14 protein-coding genes are annotated in these 16,068 nt (G+C 33.1%); 7 read left to right on the top strand and 7 right to left on the bottom strand.

Features of this window, described 5'->3' with window-relative positions; translation table 11 throughout:
- Position 1: 1 nt before the first annotated feature.
- Positions 2-592: an NAD(P)H-dependent oxidoreductase gene (locus ACJ6WR_RS03515; RefSeq protein WP_039112592.1), complete on the top strand. Its 591-nt coding sequence runs from the start codon at positions 2-4 to the stop codon at positions 590-592.
- 32 nt (positions 593-624) lie between these two features.
- Here the strand turns inward: ACJ6WR_RS03515 and ACJ6WR_RS03510 are convergent, their stop codons facing one another.
- On the bottom strand, positions 625-1,686 hold the full coding sequence (locus ACJ6WR_RS03510; RefSeq protein ID WP_039112593.1) for a DUF3810 domain-containing protein: 1,062 nt from the start codon (positions 1,684-1,686) through the stop codon (positions 625-627).
- Between the two features lie 111 nt (positions 1,687-1,797).
- Between ACJ6WR_RS03510 and ACJ6WR_RS03505 the strand changes: the two genes are divergently transcribed.
- Positions 1,798-3,258 (top strand): aminoacyl-histidine dipeptidase, encoded by a 1,461-nt coding sequence (locus tag ACJ6WR_RS03505; protein ID WP_409417062.1) that lies wholly within the window; start codon positions 1,798-1,800, stop codon positions 3,256-3,258.
- A gap of 305 nt (positions 3,259-3,563) precedes the next feature.
- Here ACJ6WR_RS03505 and ACJ6WR_RS03500 read toward each other — a convergent pair whose 3' ends face one another.
- The 4 genes from ACJ6WR_RS03500 to ACJ6WR_RS03485 form a co-directional block, all read right to left on the bottom strand.
- Positions 3,564-4,874 carry a TIGR00341 family protein gene (locus ACJ6WR_RS03500; RefSeq protein ID WP_409417061.1) on the bottom strand — a complete coding sequence of 437 codons (1,311 nt, stop codon included), beginning with the start codon at positions 4,872-4,874 and terminating at the stop codon, positions 3,564-3,566.
- Positions 4,875-5,009: 135 nt separating this feature from the next.
- Positions 5,010-5,777: a carboxypeptidase-like regulatory domain-containing protein gene (locus ACJ6WR_RS03495; protein WP_039112597.1), complete on the bottom strand. Its 768-nt coding sequence runs from the start codon at positions 5,775-5,777 to the stop codon at positions 5,010-5,012.
- Between the two features lie 88 nt (positions 5,778-5,865).
- The gene (locus tag ACJ6WR_RS03490) at positions 5,866-7,764 is read right to left on the bottom strand and encodes a DEAD/DEAH box helicase (protein WP_039112599.1); all 1,899 of its coding nucleotides are present in this window, start codon (positions 7,762-7,764) and stop codon (positions 5,866-5,868) included.
- 204 nt (positions 7,765-7,968) lie between these two features.
- Complete coding sequence (locus ACJ6WR_RS03485; protein ID WP_039112600.1) at positions 7,969-8,547, bottom strand: non-canonical purine NTP diphosphatase; 579 nt, start codon at positions 8,545-8,547, stop codon at positions 7,969-7,971.
- Positions 8,548-8,828: 281 nt separating this feature from the next.
- On the opposite strand from ACJ6WR_RS03485, the gene ACJ6WR_RS03480 reads away from it, so the two are divergent.
- Positions 8,829-9,242, top strand: a complete 414-nt coding sequence (locus ACJ6WR_RS03480) for a hypothetical protein (protein WP_409417060.1) — start codon at positions 8,829-8,831, stop codon at positions 9,240-9,242.
- 62 nt (positions 9,243-9,304) lie between these two features.
- On the opposite strand, the gene ACJ6WR_RS03475 is transcribed toward ACJ6WR_RS03480, so the two are convergent.
- Positions 9,305-10,822: an FMN-binding glutamate synthase family protein gene (locus ACJ6WR_RS03475; protein ID WP_039112603.1), complete on the bottom strand. Its 1,518-nt coding sequence runs from the start codon at positions 10,820-10,822 to the stop codon at positions 9,305-9,307.
- 49 nt (positions 10,823-10,871) lie between these two features.
- Complete coding sequence (locus tag ACJ6WR_RS03470) at positions 10,872-11,675, bottom strand: NYN domain-containing protein (RefSeq protein ID WP_039112604.1); 804 nt, start codon at positions 11,673-11,675, stop codon at positions 10,872-10,874.
- A 206-nt stretch (positions 11,676-11,881) separates the two neighbouring features.
- Between ACJ6WR_RS03470 and ACJ6WR_RS03465 the strand changes: the two genes are divergently transcribed.
- The 4 genes from ACJ6WR_RS03465 (at position 11,882) to ric (ending at position 15,949) form a co-directional block, all read left to right on the top strand.
- Positions 11,882-12,331 carry an Rrf2 family transcriptional regulator gene (locus tag ACJ6WR_RS03465; protein WP_039112605.1) on the top strand — a complete coding sequence of 150 codons (450 nt, stop codon included), beginning with the start codon at positions 11,882-11,884 and terminating at the stop codon, positions 12,329-12,331.
- Positions 12,332-12,356: 25 nt separating this feature from the next.
- Positions 12,357-12,878 (top strand): azurin, encoded by a 522-nt coding sequence (gene azu, locus ACJ6WR_RS03460; RefSeq protein WP_039112606.1) that lies wholly within the window; start codon positions 12,357-12,359, stop codon positions 12,876-12,878.
- 92 nt (positions 12,879-12,970) lie between these two features.
- Positions 12,971-15,208 (top strand): nitric-oxide reductase large subunit, encoded by a 2,238-nt coding sequence (locus ACJ6WR_RS03455; protein WP_039117188.1) that lies wholly within the window; start codon positions 12,971-12,973, stop codon positions 15,206-15,208.
- 18 nt (positions 15,209-15,226) lie between these two features.
- Positions 15,227-15,949, top strand: a complete 723-nt coding sequence (gene ric, locus ACJ6WR_RS03450) for an iron-sulfur cluster repair di-iron protein (RefSeq protein WP_409417059.1) — start codon at positions 15,227-15,229, stop codon at positions 15,947-15,949.
- Positions 15,950-16,068 lie beyond the last annotated feature (119 nt).

The following is a 16,068-nucleotide window of genomic DNA, read 5'->3' as shown; positions in this document are numbered from 1 at the left end:
TATGAATTATTTAATCATCTTTAATCACCCGTTTAAAGGAAGTTATTGTAATGCTTTACTCGATGCGGTACAAGAAGGCCTTAAAACTGCGCAACATTCTATGGATTTAATTCATCTGGATAATGAGCAATTTAATCCAGTAATGACAGCCGAAGATTTAAAATCGTTTAGAGATAAAAAACCTAGCGACAGACAAGTTATAGCTTATCAGCAACGACTGGAAAAAGCGGATTATCTCGTTTTTATATTCCCTATCTGGTGGGAATTGATGCCAGCTTTAATGAAAGGTTTTATTGATAAAGTTATTTTTCCTGGACTGGCTTATGACTATGCAAATGATAAGAATACAAGAATGAAACCTTTATTAAACAATATAAAAGGAGTTACTGTAATTACAACAATGAATACGCCGAGATATATCTATCGTTGGATTTTTGGCAATGCAATTCAAAAAGCTTTCATGAGAGGCATATTTTGGAAATTAGGCTATAAAAATAGAAAATGGATTAGTTATAATAGAGTAAAAATGGTGAGTCAAAGCAAACGTGAAAATTGGTTGGATGAGTTAGAAAAAAAGTTCTCAAAGTTATAGTTTAAACCATTGAATATATAGTTTTTCTAAATCTATAGTTCTTTTCCTTTATAGTAATTAACCATTAAATCGACAAATTTGCTGTAGCTTTCCATGCCATCTTTTTGCTGATTTATTTTTAAGAAATTATCATAGAAAATATGGAAACCAGTTTCGATAAAAGTCTCATATTGTTTCCAGAAATCCTGACTTTCTTTATAGTTTTTTATAATTCCGGGATGAACGGTTTTTACTAATTGTTTAGATAATTTTTCATCTTTTGCTTGAATAATCCCTAAGCAATAACGCAAAGCCAAGCTATAACCTGAATATTGAATATAGATATTGTCATTTTTTATCGATGCCAGAAAGCCTATGAAATTGCATTCGTTTTCGCTAGCATATCCCATCTGGTGTGCCATTTCATGATTTGTAGTCATTGGAAAACTATACATGGGACCAAGACTATTTACTTGAGCCTCATTAGTAAATGGGTTTAAATAACCACCAAAACCCATATAAGTGAGCGGTAAACTAAATAATGATTTCTTGACACTTAAATGTGAATAGGTAAAATAAGGATGTTCGGCAGCAAGATTATTATATCCGTTTAAGTTCATGTTAAAAACCTGTTCTTGCGAATAAGGAAACACAACTTTAAGGCTATCATTCTTGGTTATTTGTAATTGAATGGTGTTGGTTTTCGTAATTAGTTTTTTGGTAAAAGCCAATAAATCGGCATCAGAATAATCCTTTTGAATTCCCATTTTTTCAAATAAAGGCTCTCGGTAATAATTAAACGCCCATAGAAAATGAAATAAAAAATAAAATACCGACAGATAACTTAAAACAGTCAGGAGGTTATCTTTCCATAATAATTTCCATGATTTTCGTTTTATCCAAAGCCATCTTAAAAACAATACAATCAAGATAAAATAAATACAATCTCCTATCGAAAAAGGAATTCTGCCAAGTACAATTCTAGAAAAGGAAGCAATTTTTAAATACAATCCGTTACTATAATTTTTTTCAATGAACTCTGGAAAGAATGGAATAATCTTTAAGATGATGATTTGTAGGAGTAAAAAAAGAGGAAGGATATATTTTCGTTTCACAGTGTAAATTTTGGATACGTAAATATAAATACAATATCAATTAGTATCGAAAAAGAATTTAAACTTTGTAACTTTGAAGTTGGAAAATGTTAAACTTCAAACAAAACATAAATGAGTCAAGAAATAAGAAATTTAGAACCAAAAGCACTTTGGAATAAGTTTGCCGATTTGAATGCTGTACCTCGTCCGTCTAAAAAAGAAGAGCGTGTTATTGAGTTCATGAAAAACTTCGGTACTAGTTTAGGATTAGAAACTTTTGAGGATGAAATTCGCAATGTAATTATCCGTAAACCAGCCACTCCGGGAATGGAAAATCGTAAAGCAATTGTTTTACAAGGACACTTGGATATGGTACATCAAAAAAATGCCGATACGGTTTTTGATTTTGATACACAAGGAATTGATATGTATGTTGATGGGGATTGGGTTCGTGCTCGCGGAACTACACTTGGTGCAGACAATGGACTTGGAGTTGCAACAATAATGGCAATTTTAGAAAGTAAAGATATTCCGCATCCTGCAATCGAAGCATTGTTCACAATCGATGAAGAAACAGGAATGACTGGTGCATTAAATTTAAAAGGAGGAATTCTTCAAGGTCAGATTTTATTAAATTTAGATACTGAAGAAGATGACGAAATTGATATTGGTTGTGCAGGAGGAATTGATGTAACAGCTACAAGAACCTATAATGAAGAAGAAGTTCCAGAAGGTTCTGTTGGGCATATTATTACTGTAAAAGGTTTAAATGGTGGTCATTCAGGAATGGATATCAATAAAGGTTTAGGGAATGCAAATAAAATAATGAACCGTTTATTATTTGATGCTTTCGAAAACTTCGGATTACAAGTTGTTGAAATCAATGGAGGAAGCTTACGTAATGCAATTCCGAGAGAAAGTGTTGCGAAAGTGATTATTTCAGAAATGTTTGATGAAGCTTACATTTTTGATATGCAAGAAATCATCAACGATATTAAAACTGAATATAAAACAACTGAACCAAACCTTACAATAGAAATCGTAAAATGCGATTTACCTAAAAAAGTTATGGATTTAGGTGTTCAGGAAGGAATTATTCGTGCTATTTATGCAGCTCACAATGGAGTTTACAGAATGAGTGCTGATATGGACGATTTGGTAGAAACATCTAACAATATTGCTCGTGTAATTGTAAAAGACGGGGAGATTTCTATAGGATGTTTAACACGTTCTTCTGTTGAAACTTCTAAATTTGATTTAGCAAATTCATTGCGTTCTGCTTTTGAACTAGTAGGGTGCGAAGTAGAACTTTCAGGAAGTTATCCTGGTTGGACTCCAAATGTAAACTCTGAGATATTAGATGTTTTAGTTGGAATCTACGAGAAACAGAATAATGAGAAACCAAAAGTTGTAGCTTGTCACGCTGGTTTAGAGTGTGGAATTCTAGGAACAAATTATCCAGATATGGATATGATTTCTTTCGGTCCAACAATTCACGGAGCACATTCGCCAGACGAAAGAGCAAATATTTCATCTGCTCAAAAATATTGGAAATTTGTATTAGAAATTCTATCAAATATTCCTGTTAAGTAATAAAGTTCACAGTCGCAGTTTTCGGTTTTCAGTTAAAAAAACTGTATACTAAAAACTGCGACTGATTACTAAAAATTAGTCTCTTTTAGGACTATTTTTCTTTTCTCTCTTTTCCTCTTTTTTTTCTTTTGCAGTTTTAAGAGGTTCTTTTTTTGCTGTTTTTTTAGCGTCTTGACTCTTTGCCATGATATTTAAGTTTAGTTAATTTCTTTTTATATATAAGTAAATATAGTGACTATTTTTCAGATGTTTATACTTGTAAAGAGTAAAACCTTTTTTGTTAAAATAATTTCAGATGCTATTTCTTATTTAGATGCCTGTTTATACACTTCTATCGAATCTTTTGCTAGTCGAATTTTGAGCCATGATTTTAATCTTTTATCCATTTCACGGTCTAACTCTTTCTTGCTTTGATATAAAACTATTGGAATTATTTTAGTAGTTTGTCCATCTTTATAAGAGTAATTTCCAATGGCTAATGCCGATATATAAGGGAATAATGCTTTTGATTCGTTTGTAATTTGCTCATTGTTAAATTGATATTCGGATAGTTGTTCTCGTAAACTATTAATGAGAATATCTTTTTTATCTACTAAATCCTTGCTAGAGTTTATCCTTTTAAGAACATCATTGCTTAGATTAAAAGTATCTTGCTGAATTATTAGTTGCGTATTAAGTAGGTTGTATTCGACCAATTTTTTATTCAAATCAACAATTTCCTGATGGTTGAATTTTTTAGATAAAAAGGCAAGTTTTATTTTCTTAGGTTTCGAATTATATTCTATTTTCTCATATATTATTGGGTAATCATGGTCGGTAAATTCTTTTTTAATGAAAATTTCAGTCCTTTGAGTGTAGCTTTTTTCAACAAATAGCTGATAAGCAAAATAAATACTAGGCAAAATCATAAGCATTATAAGAATTGAAATTCCGTATTTTACTTGTCTCTCGCGTTTTAAATCCAGTTGTTCTGCAACAGGATATTCTAGAAATTTTACAATCACAAAAGTGGCAATACAAATAAACACACAGTTTATAGTGTATAAGTACATGGCACCAAAAAAATAGCTAATGTTTCCTAATGCCAAGCCATATCCAGCAGTACATAAAGGAGGCATTAATGCTGTGGCAATAGCTACACCAGGAATAGGATTTCCTTTTTCGACTCTGGTTACTGCAATTACACCAACTAATCCCCCAAAAAAGGCAATTAGGATATCATATATGTTTGGTGATGTTCTTGCTAAAAGCTCAGATTGAGCTTCTTTAAAGGGACTTACATAAAAATAGATAGTCGATATAGCTAAGCTTACAAATGTAGCGATAAGAAGGTTCTTAATGGATTTTTTGACCAATTCGAAGTCGTACATGCCTAAACCAAAACCAGCTCCAACAATCGGCCCCATTAAAGGCGATATTAGCATGGCACCTATAATTACAGCAGTAGAATTTACGTTCAGACCAACAGATGCAATAAGTATCGCACATGCTAATATCCATAAATTAGAACCTCTAAAAGAAATGGCACCGGTAATATTTTCGATTACCTTCTTTTTGTCTTCTTCTCCTTTGTGAAGGTCTATAAAATCCAAGACTTTGTTTATTCTTCGTTTCATTGTAATAGAGGTTTTATTTACAGTTAAAGTACGAATTTTATATTGAAATAGCTATGATGCCTAATGCTGACGCAAAAAAAAAATCCTCAACTACTTTTGGTAGAGAGGATTTGCTTTTTATTATTTAAAGTAATTTTAATTACGTTTAAGTATTTTATATTGTTCGTAGCAACCGCTTATGGCATCCATTATTTGTAAGTCATTTGCCGATTGTATAAAAGAATCGGAGTAGTTGCAACGTTTTAAAATCTCAGGAATTTCATCTTTGCTTACTCCAAGAAGTACAGCTACGGTTTCCCTGTCAAATTTAGATTCTAATAAGTTACGCACTGTATCGTCTTTTTTCATTTCCTTGAGTTTCTTGAGCTCCTTGGGGTTTTTTCCGAAAAAGTTATAAAGTACATCTGTCGGATTAAAGATGGATCCTAATACTTTACCAAAGGCATTTGGCGAATATTCTCCAGCTTCATATCCTTGGGTTAAACCCGAAATACTATATCGATAATTTTCTTTTGCAGGAATCAGTTTAGAGTCAACTTCCAGATAACCAGTTAGGTTAAAAGGGCGTATAATTACCTCTTCAAGGGCAATTGCTTTTTCAGTAAGTTGAATTTTTGTGACTTTGTTTTTTATCCAGTCATTCGTAACACGAATTCTTAAGGATTGGAATCCTAAAATAGAGAAGTGTAAGGTATCATTTGGTTGTACATCAATTTCAAAATATCCTTTAGCATCAGATGTAGCACCTCTTACCTTATTAAGGTTAATGATGTTTACGCTAGATAGAGGAAGTTTTGTGTTGTCGTTAACAATGTAACCAGATACTCGTTGAGAATGCTCAATGTCTTGAGAAAACGCGGTCGTGGAAAGTACTAAAAATAAGAAAACTACAAAATATTTCATAAACTGATTTAAAACTTTAAAAGTAGTAAATCAGGATTAAATATTTTGTAGTCTTCAAGTATAATTATAAGAAAATTAACAAAGAGTATTAATCTCTTCTTGGTCTTCTTGGTCTTGATGAATCACCAAAGCTTTCAGAACGTCTTGGAGCTCTATCAGAACCACCTTCACTTCTTGGAGCCGAGCTTCTGAAACCTCCTTCTCTTGGAGCTGAGTTTCTGTCGCTTCTAAAACCACCTTCTCTTGGAGCAGAATTTCTGTCGCTTCTAAATCCGCCACCAGAACCTTCTCTTCTTGGAGCAGAACTTCTTCCGCCACCAAAACCACCACCAGAACTTCTTCCGTTATGGTCACGTCTTCCACCACCGTCATTTTTAGAAATTTCAACATTAATACGACGTCCTTCTAATTGTACGTTGTTTAATACTTCCATTACTTTGTCAGTGTGCTCAGGATCAGTGTTAAAGAAAGAGAAACCTTCTTTTACATCTACCTTGAAAACGTCATCACGACCTAAGTCTAATGTTTCTTTCAAGTAATCTTTTAATGACATCCAATCAAAATTATCTCTTGATCCAATGTTTACGAAATATCTTGTTGCACCACCATTGTTATTAGGTCTTGCAGCACCATCTCTATCATCACGTCTTTCAGAACCAGATGATTGATTAGAGATATCTCTGTTCTTTTTGTAATAAGCAATAAAACGGTTAAATTCAACAGAAACCATTTTCTTGATTAATTCTTCTTTAGATAATCCTTCTAAAACATTGTTAATAGCAGGAAGATAGTTGTCAATTTCGTGATCAACCTCAGTATCTTTAATCTTGTTTGCTAAGTGCAATAATTGGATTTCGCAAATTTCGATTCCAGAAGGAATAGTTTTTTCTTCAAACTTTTGTTTGATAATTCTTTCGATAGAAGAGATCTTACGTAATTCACTTTTAGTAACAATTACGATAGAAGTTCCTAATTTTCCAGCTCTACCAGTACGTCCAGAACGGTGATTGTAAGTTTCGATTTCGTCAGGTAATTGGTAGTTTACAACGTGAGTAATACTATCAACATCAATACCACGTGCAGCAACGTCAGTAGCTACAAGCATCTGAATTTGTCTTCCACGGAAAGATTTCATTACACCATCACGTTGCGCCTGAGATAAATCTCCGTGCAATGCAGCAGCGCTGTATCCATCTTCGATTAATTTTTCGGCAACAGCCTGAGTATCTCTTTTAGTACGACAGAAAACTACAGAGAAAATGTCTGGATTAGCATCAGCTAAACGTTTCAAAGCCTCGTAACGATCACGTGCATTTACTAAGTAAAATTCGTGAGATACAGTTGAAGAACCTGAGTTTTTAGCTCCAACAGTAATTTCTAATGGCTCGTGCATGAATTGTTTTGCAATTCTAGCAACTTCTTGTGGCATAGTTGCAGAGAACAACCATGTGCTTTTTTCGTCTGGAGATGTAGATAAGATGTTTACGATATCTTCGTAGAATCCCATGTTTAACATTTCGTCAGCCTCATCAAGAACACAATAGTTGATTTGAGAAATGTTTACCAATCCTCTGTTAATCATATCTTGCATTCTACCTGGAGTAGCCACAATAATTTGTGCTCCTCTTTTTATGTCTCTAGCTTGTTCTGTTATACTTGCACCACCGTAAACTGCTACTACATTAATACCTTTTTCGTATTTAGAGTAGTTTTTAATTTCGTTAGTAATCTGCAAACAAAGCTCGCGGGTTGGAGATAAAATTAATGCTTGTGTATTTCTGTTGTTGGCATCAATTTTTTGAATTAGCGGAAAACCAAAAGCTGCCGTTTTCCCTGTCCCTGTCTGAGCCAACGCAACCATATCTGTGTCTTTTTCCAATAATAGGGGAATCGCTTTCTCCTGTACTTCAGTCGGATTTTCAAATCCTAGATCTAAAATCGCCTTCAGTAACGATTCACTCAATCCTAATTGTTCAAATTTATTCATATGTATTTTTAAAATAGGGTGCAAAATTACTGTTAATTATTCAGATAAACTAATGCTATTTTAAGAATTGTATATTTATTATGATTTGATTATCAAACGGTTATGTTTTTGATTAAGTATTTTATCATCGTTTTTTATGAAATTGCAGCAAAAAAACGTCTAGAAATTTAAAATTTGGGATGTAAAATGTTGCATTCTAAACAATTATTGAACGAGGTTCAGAAAATCAATAAGTTGTTGGGTTGCTTTTCCGCGATGACTAATTTTATTTTTAACAGTTAAGGGTAATTCAGCAAAAGTTTCTTCATAGCCTTCAGGTTGAAAAATCGGGTCATAGCCAAAGCCTTGATCTCCTTTTTTATCCTGAGTAATACTTCCATCAGCAATACCTGTAAATAGGTGTTGCTTTCCGTTTAAATTTAATGCAATTACAGTTTTAAAATGAGCCTTTCGGTTAGAAACATTATTAAGCCCGTTTAAAACTTTATTCATATTATCATCAGAGTTGCGTTGTTCTCCGGCATATCTGGCTGAATATACTCCAGGTTCTCCATTTAAAGCACTTATTTCAAGTCCTGTATCATCGGCAAAACAATCGTAACCATATTTTTTGGTTACATAATCGGCTTTAAGAATAGCATTACCTTCAATAGTATCAGCAGTTTCTGGAATGTCTTCGTGACAACCAATGTCTTCTAAGCTTAATATTTTTATACTACCGTCGAGTATACTTTGTATTTCCACAATTTTATTTTTATTGTTCGAAGCAAAAACGAGATCCATTATATATAGGTGTGTAATTAAAAAGATGTTCATACAAAGTTACAAAGTTTTGATGGAATTTCGACTTTGTAGTTTTTATGAGGCTTCAGGAGTTTTAGGGACACTGTATGTTATATTTTATATGGTAATCCTGCGGAAAGTAGAATATGTTCCTTGCAGCCTTGGTTCAAAACTTTGACAAAGGTGTATGAATGTCAGTCCAATGATAGGTATTGCGTATGAAATATAATTAGATTATGTTTGAATTAATGATTTATTGATTCAACTCAAAAGAAAAAAATATGATTAAGAAAATTATCCAACTCTCATTTGCTATCGTTATTATATTGTCATTAGTAAGTTGTAAAAACACCAAACAAAAACTTCAGGAATACGTTATTACTTATAATACTAGTATAGCGCCAAGTTTTAAAGGTGAAAATATTACTGGAACTACTGCCAGAGGATATTTAGAAGATAATAAAATTGAAATAAGAATAGAAACCGATTTAGAGCAAAACGAATCAAATAAACAAAAATATAGCAAGGCATTTCCTGATTTGTTGGCTGAAATGATTAAAAAAGAACAACTCCCTAAAGCGTTAATCGAGGAAGGAGTATCTTTTCATGTGTATTTTTTAGCTAAGGATAATACAGTTTTGTCCAAAGTGATAATTAATAAGGAAGAATTAAAAGAGTTGCTAAAAGAAAAGTAAACTTATAAAACGTCCTAAAAATTTAAAAGCCTCTTTGTGTAAAACAAAGAGGCTTTTTATATTTAGCGTTTGGTAACGCTTGTTAGATTATCTGGGAAATATAGTTCGGATAAATTGGTAAATTCATCACCACGCATAAAGATATTAATGTCGACATCAGCAAAACGTGTTTTTCCTGCAGCAGCCAATAATTCATTTGCCGAATGCAAGGTATTTTTATGGAAATGAAATACACGGTCGGATTTATCAGTAACTACTAAACCTTTCATCAACATTTTATTTTGTGTTGCAACTCCAGTTGGGCATTCATTATTATGACAACGTAAAGCCTGGATGCAACCTAATGAGAACATAAAACCTCTGGCACTATTACACATATCAGCACCAAGTGCTACAGCATGAAGGATAGAGTATCCAGAGATGATTTTTCCGCTACCAATTACTCTCATTTTATCTCTAATATTTAGAGAAATCAATGTTTTATTTACAAAAATTAAAGCAGGCTCAAATGGCATACCCACACCATCTGCAAATTCTAGCGGAGCTGCACCTGTACCACCTTCGGCACCATCGATAGTTATAAAATCAGGAAAACAATCTTCGGAAATCATTTCATGACAAATGTCTTCAAATTCTTTAGTGCTACCGATACAAAGTTTAAAACCAATAGGTTTACCGTTAGATAATTCGCGTAAGCGAGCCACAAAATGAACTAATCCTTTAGCATCAGAGAATGCGCTGTGACTAGGAGGAGATAAAATTGTGGTATGTGGTTGTACGCCTCTTATTTTAGCTATTTGTTCTGTATTTTTAGATGCAGGAAGTACACCACCATGTCCTGGTTTTGCTCCTTGTGATAGTTTAATTTCTATCATTTTTACATTTGGAAGTAATGCTTTTTCTTTAAATTTTTCTCCATCAAAGTTTCCATTTGCATCACGGCAACCAAAATATCCAGTACCTATTTGCCAGGTTATATCACCGCCACCAGCAAGATGAAATTCTGTAAGTCCACCTTCACCAGTATTTTGATAGAATTTTCCTTTTTGTGCACCTATATTTAAGGCACGAACAGCATTTTCGCTTAGCGAACCAAAACTCATTGCCGATATATTTAGTAAAGACGCTAAGTAAGGTTGCTTACAATCTTTACCACCTACAAGTACACGAGGTAATTCTTCATTTACTTTGGCGGGAAAAATGGAATGTTTTATTCCTTCGTAACTATCATGATTAAGATTTAGTTGTGTTCCAAAAGGAGAACTAGAATCTATATTTTTGGCTCTTTGATAAACTAATGAACGTTGATTTCTAGAGAAAGGTTTACCGTCTGTAGATCTTTCGATGAAGTATTGCTGAATTTCAGGTGCAATCATTTCAAATAAATACCTGAAATAACCTAAAACAGGAAAGTTTCTTAAAATAGCATGTTTTGTTTGAATTGTATTATAAACACCAACAACTAATAGTATTGGAATAATAATAAGGAGTAAGAAACCACGTCCTGACTCAGAATAATGATAAATTGCTGCAACAACTAGAAACAATAAGAATCCGTAGATAAAGAATTTTTTTCTCATGTTTTTTAATTTTTAATTTGAAAAGTGTAAATGTAAATTGTAAAATATGTTAGCTGTATCTCAAGCGAACGTAATTATGTTTGATTCCTTTTTTATCCGAATCTCTTTCGTCGATTTCAAGAATATCCGTTAAGGATTTTAGCATTGGAGTTAATTTTGAAAAGCCATAATTTCTTGGGTCAAATTCAGGTTTCTTCTTAACCAAAAGATTACCTATGTCACCTAAGAATGCCCATCCATCATCATCTCCAATTGCATCAATTGTATCTTCGATAAGTTCAATTGTTTGAAGATCAATTTTGTTTAGTGGCTTTTCGGTTTGTTTCTCAGGTTGTTTTCCAGTTGGTTTTTCAACAGGTTTTTTAGAGTCAGAAGTAGTAGGTTTTGGCTCTTTCTTTTTGATAGCGCCATCTAATACTTCAATATATATAAAACGATCGCAGGCTACAATAAATGCACTTGGTGTTTTCTTTTCACCAATACCAATTACTTTCATGCCAGATTCACGCAATCTAATAGCCAATCTGGTAAAATCACTATCGCTAGAAACGATACAAAAACCGTCTAGTTTACCTGAATATAATAAATCCATGGCATCGATAATTAATGCCGAATCGGAAGAGTTTTTACCTACGGTGTAACTATATTGTTGGATAGGGGTAATGGCATGTTCTAGTAATACACTTTTCCAGCCGTTTGCATTAGGTTTAGTCCAGTCGGCATATATACGTTTAGTTGTTGGAGTACCAAATTTAGTAATTTCCTCCATCATCCCTTTTACATTGCTATACGGTACATTATCGGCATCGATAAGTACAGCAAGTTTCAATTCTTTGGTGCTGTTTAAAGACATTTTTTGGTTTTACAAAATTATAATCTACCAAAGATAAAACTAAAATTAGTTTTTATAGGATCTTGCTTTATAATATGTGTTTCTGAATAATTAAATTATTCTGGTTATAAATAAGGTAAGATTTTTATTTTGGAAATCTATTAAAGATAAATTTGTCTTTTAATATGTTTTTAAATACATTTGTATAAAATTAAATCAACTAGTCTATGTTTTCAAAAGCCTGTGAGTATGGTATTCGCGCCTCGATATTTATTGCTACAAAATCATCACAAGGAATTAGGGTTGGGATAAAAGATGTGGCAAAAGAAATTGACTCTCCAGAACCGTTTACTGCCAAAATAATGCAGATTCTTACCAAAAACGGAATTATAGATTCGGCAAAAGGTGTAGGAGGTGGTTTTGAGGTTTCTACTGATAAAGTAAAATCTATTAAATTAATTCAGATTGTTGATGCCATTGATGGAGACAACATATATAAAGGATGTGGTATTGGCTTAAAAGAATGTTCAGAAGTGCATCCTTGCCCGGTACATAATCAATTTAAGCAAATACGTGAATTACTTTTAGATATGCTTACGAATACAACCCTGGAAGAACTCGCATTAGGTGTAAAATCAGGAGATTCTTTTCTTAAAGCATTAAACAAAAACAATTAATATTATATAATTTAAATACTCAAAAATGAATAAAAAAGTCAAAATTTCGATTGTAATGCTAATGGGATGTTTAGCAATAACTTCATGTGGTAAAAAAGAAACAGCACCAACTGATACGCCAACAGAGGTAAGTGAGCCAACAGAGGATTCTGAAGGGCAAACAGCAGCAGTTAGTAATGTTTTGGTTATTGAAGGAAATGATCAAATGCAATTTAATACCAAAGAGTTAAAAGCTGTAGCAGGAAAACCTATCACGTTAACATTAAAACACGTAGGTAAGATTCCTAAAGCTGCGATGGGACATAACGTAGTTATTTTGCAGGAAGGTACAGATGAAGCTGCTTTTGCGGGTAAAGCTGCTGCTGCTAAAGACACTGATTATATTCCTGCTTCAGAAAAAGCTTCGATTATCGCTCATACTAAATTAATTGGTGGAGGAGAAGAGGATACTATTGAGTTTACTGTAGATAAAAAAGGAACATACAATTTTTTATGTACTTTCCCAGGGCACGTTGCCATGATGAAAGGTGTTTTAATTGTTGAATAATTAAAGAACTCTAATCCATAAATTAGTGGGTTAGAGTTTTTTATTAAACTAATAAAGGATAAAAAAGTCTTTTATTGATGAAATTTAAAAAAATGAAAAGAGAAAAAAAATTATGGATAGCATTTGCTTTGGTAATGAGCATATCGTTTGCTGTTTTGGGGTATTATGGCTATGAAATTTACCAACAGGCGCCACCAATCCCTAAACAAATAGTTTCAGATAGCGGAAAACTTATTTTTTCTGAAGATGAGATTAAAGACGGGCAAAATGTTTGGCAAAGTATAGGAGGACAAGAGGTAGGATCTATTTGGGGGCACGGTGCTTATGTAGCACCAGATTGGACTGCCGATTGGTTGCATAGAGAAGCCATGTTTATTCTGAACAAATATTCGAAAGAAGATTATGGTAAGGAATTTAATGACTTAGATAAGGAAAAACAAGCAGCATTAAAGATACGCTTACAAAAAGATGTGAGAACAAATCGTTATGATAAAAATTCACAAACACTTACAATTTCAGAAAATAGAGTAGCAGCAATTCAATATCTTAGTGAATATTATCAAGGACTTTTTACCAATGATCCTAAGTTTGATAAATTAAGAGAAGAATATGCAATTCCTAAAAACTCAATAAAAGACGAAGCAAGAATGCATAAAATGAATGCATTTTTCTTTTGGGCAACTTGGGCAACTGTAACTCAACGTCCCGATTCGGATATTTCATATACACACAACTGGCCATCAGACGAATTGGTTGGTAATAATGCCACAAAAGAATTGCTTGCCTGGTCGGGTGTCAGTATTATTTTACTGATTTTTAGTATCGGAATCCTAGTATTTTATCATGCGAAATCGGGTGAAGAAGAGGAGTTTCCGCTTCCTAGTAAAGATCCAATACTTAATCAGGGAATGACTCCATCGATGCATTTGATCAAAAAATATTTCTGGGTTGTGAGTTTGTTGATGATTTTACAAATGGCTTTAGGGATAATTACAGCTCATTATGGTGTAGAAGGAAATGCTTTATATGGCATTCCCATAGATCAAATTTTACCTTACGCAGTTACACGAACCTGGCATACCCAATTGGCTATTTTTTGGATAGCAACAGCTTGGTTGGCTACAGGATTATATATTGCTCCGGCAGTTTCGGGTAAAGACCCTAAATTTCAATGTTTTGGAGTGAATTTCTTGTTTATTGCTTTATTAATCATTGTTTTGGGTTCTATGGTAGGACAATGGTTTGGGGTAATGCAAAAACTAAATTTGGTACAAAACTTTTGGTTTGGACACCAAGGTTACGAATATGTAGATCTGGGACGTTTCTGGCAAATATTCCTTCTAGTTGGATTATTCCTATGGTTGGCATTAATGATACGTCCGTTGATTCCTATTTTAAAGAAAAAGACAGAAGAAAAAAATCTAATCATTTTATTCTTGATTTCTTGTACAGCAATTGCCATGTTTTATGGAGCAGGATTAATGTGGGGAAGACAAACAAATTTAGCCATTGCCGAATATTGGAGATGGTGGGTTGTACACCTATGGGTAGAAGGATTCTTTGAAGTATTTGCAACAGTTGTTATCGCATTTTTATTTGTTCGTTTGGGATTATTAAAAACTAAAACAGCTACTTTAAATGTGTTATTTGCAACTATTATTTTTATGTCGGGAGGTATTCTTGGAACTTTCCATCACTTGTACTTTTCTGGAACACCAACAGCTATTATGGCATTAGGAGCTTCATTTAGTGCACTAGAAGTTGTACCGCTTACCTTAATAGGTTTTGAAGCATATCAAAATTATAAACTGTCAAAATCTACACAATGGATTATTGATTACAAATGGCCAATTTACTTTATGATAGCCGTTGCGTTCTGGAATTTCCTTGGAGCTGGAGTTTTCGGATTCATTATCAATCCGCCAATTGCATTGTATTATGTACAAGGTTTAAATACAACTCCTCTTCACGCACACACAGCATTGTTTGGTGTTTACGGAATGTTAGGAATTGGTTTAATGCTTTTTGTTTTAAGAAGTTTATACAGAAATATTACCTGGAACGAGAAACTGCTTAAAATTACGTTTTGGTCATTAAATATTGGGTTGTTTTTAATGGCTGTATTGAGTTTGTTGCCAATAGGAATTTGGCAAGCTATCGAAAGTATTGATCACGGAATGTGGTATGCACGTTCATCAGAGTTAATGCAACAACCTACAATGATTACTTTAAAATGGATGCGTGCCATAGGGGATTCTATCTTCGGAATAGGAATTATAACTACGGCTTGGTTTGTCTTTGATTTGACATTAAAAAACAGAAGAAAATAATAAAATAAAAATAATATCATGGAAAATTTACAAAATAAAACAATAGGAACATTTGTAGCAGAAGACTTTAGAACTGCTGCAGTATTTTCAAAATATAAAATCGATTTTTGTTGCAAAGGAAACAGAACCATCGATGAAGTTTGTGCAAAGCAAGAAATTGACTCTAAAGTTTTGCTTAAAAAAATTAAAGAAGCTTTATCAGCCGAAGATACTAATGCAATAGATTTTAACTCATGGCCATTGGATTTATTGGCTGATTATATTGAGAAAACACACCACCGTTATGTAGAGGATAAATCAATCATTATAATGCAATTTCTAAATAAACTTTGTAGTGTTCATGGAGGGAATCATCCAGAATTGTTTAAGATAAACCAATTGTTTACCGAATGTGCTGGCGAATTAGCTCAACACATGAAAAAAGAAGAATTGATGTTATTCCCTTTCATAAAAAAGATGGTTAAAGCAAAAGAAACAGACGAAGCTTTAGCACAACCTCCTTTTGGAACTGTATCGAACCCAATTGCAATGATGATGCATGAGCATGATGCCGAAGGAGAACGCTTTCGCGAAATTGCCAGTCTAACTAATGATTATCAGGCGCCAAGCGACGGATGTACCACTTACAAAGTAACGTATGCTATGTTAAAAGAATTTGAAGAGAATTTGCATACACATATTCATCTGGAAAATAATATCTTGTTTCCTAAAGCAATGATTATGGAAAAAGAGTTTTCTTAAAAAATAAGAATGTATAATTAATGAAAAGAATGCACCGATAAATTAATTAACATCGGTGCATTTTTATTTCTATAAATATGAGATTAGGATTATTTTGAACTACTTTTAATTTAAATAAA

The organism is Flavobacterium sp. PS2, from assembly GCF_046250155.1.
In the GTDB taxonomy this organism is placed as follows: domain Bacteria; phylum Bacteroidota; class Bacteroidia; order Flavobacteriales; family Flavobacteriaceae; genus Flavobacterium.
The sequence above is the reverse complement of the archived record's forward strand: the minus strand, read 5'-3'. Positions and strand labels throughout refer to the sequence as shown.

Bases quoted from the DNA above. Each gene is read 5' to 3' on its own strand.
- ACJ6WR_RS03515 (WP_039112592.1), top strand. From the start codon at position 2: ATGAATTATTTAATCATCTTTAATCACCCGTTTAAAGGAAGTTATTGT.
- ACJ6WR_RS03505 (WP_409417062.1), top strand. From the start codon at position 1,798: ATGAGTCAAGAAATAAGAAATTTAGAACCAAAAGCACTTTGGAATAAG.
- ACJ6WR_RS03500 (WP_409417061.1), bottom strand. From the start codon at position 4,874: ATGAAACGAAGAATAAACAAAGTCTTGGATTTTATAGACCTTCACAAA.
- ACJ6WR_RS03495 (WP_039112597.1), bottom strand. From the start codon at position 5,777: ATGAAATATTTTGTAGTTTTCTTATTTTTAGTACTTTCCACGACCGCG.
- ACJ6WR_RS03490 (WP_039112599.1), bottom strand. From the start codon at position 7,764: ATGAATAAATTTGAACAATTAGGATTGAGTGAATCGTTACTGAAGGCG.
- ACJ6WR_RS03485 (WP_039112600.1), bottom strand. From the start codon at position 8,547: ATGGATCTCGTTTTTGCTTCGAACAATAAAAATAAAATTGTGGAAATA.
- ACJ6WR_RS03480 (WP_409417060.1), top strand. From the start codon at position 8,829: ATGATTAAGAAAATTATCCAACTCTCATTTGCTATCGTTATTATATTG.
- ACJ6WR_RS03475 (WP_039112603.1), bottom strand. From the start codon at position 10,822: ATGAGAAAAAAATTCTTTATCTACGGATTCTTATTGTTTCTAGTTGTT.
- ACJ6WR_RS03470 (WP_039112604.1), bottom strand. From the start codon at position 11,675: ATGTCTTTAAACAGCACCAAAGAATTGAAACTTGCTGTACTTATCGAT.
- ACJ6WR_RS03465 (WP_039112605.1), top strand. From the start codon at position 11,882: ATGTTTTCAAAAGCCTGTGAGTATGGTATTCGCGCCTCGATATTTATT.
- azu (WP_039112606.1), top strand. From the start codon at position 12,357: ATGAATAAAAAAGTCAAAATTTCGATTGTAATGCTAATGGGATGTTTA.
- ACJ6WR_RS03455 (WP_039117188.1), top strand. From the start codon at position 12,971: ATGAAAAGAGAAAAAAAATTATGGATAGCATTTGCTTTGGTAATGAGC.
- ric (WP_409417059.1), top strand. From the start codon at position 15,227: ATGGAAAATTTACAAAATAAAACAATAGGAACATTTGTAGCAGAAGAC.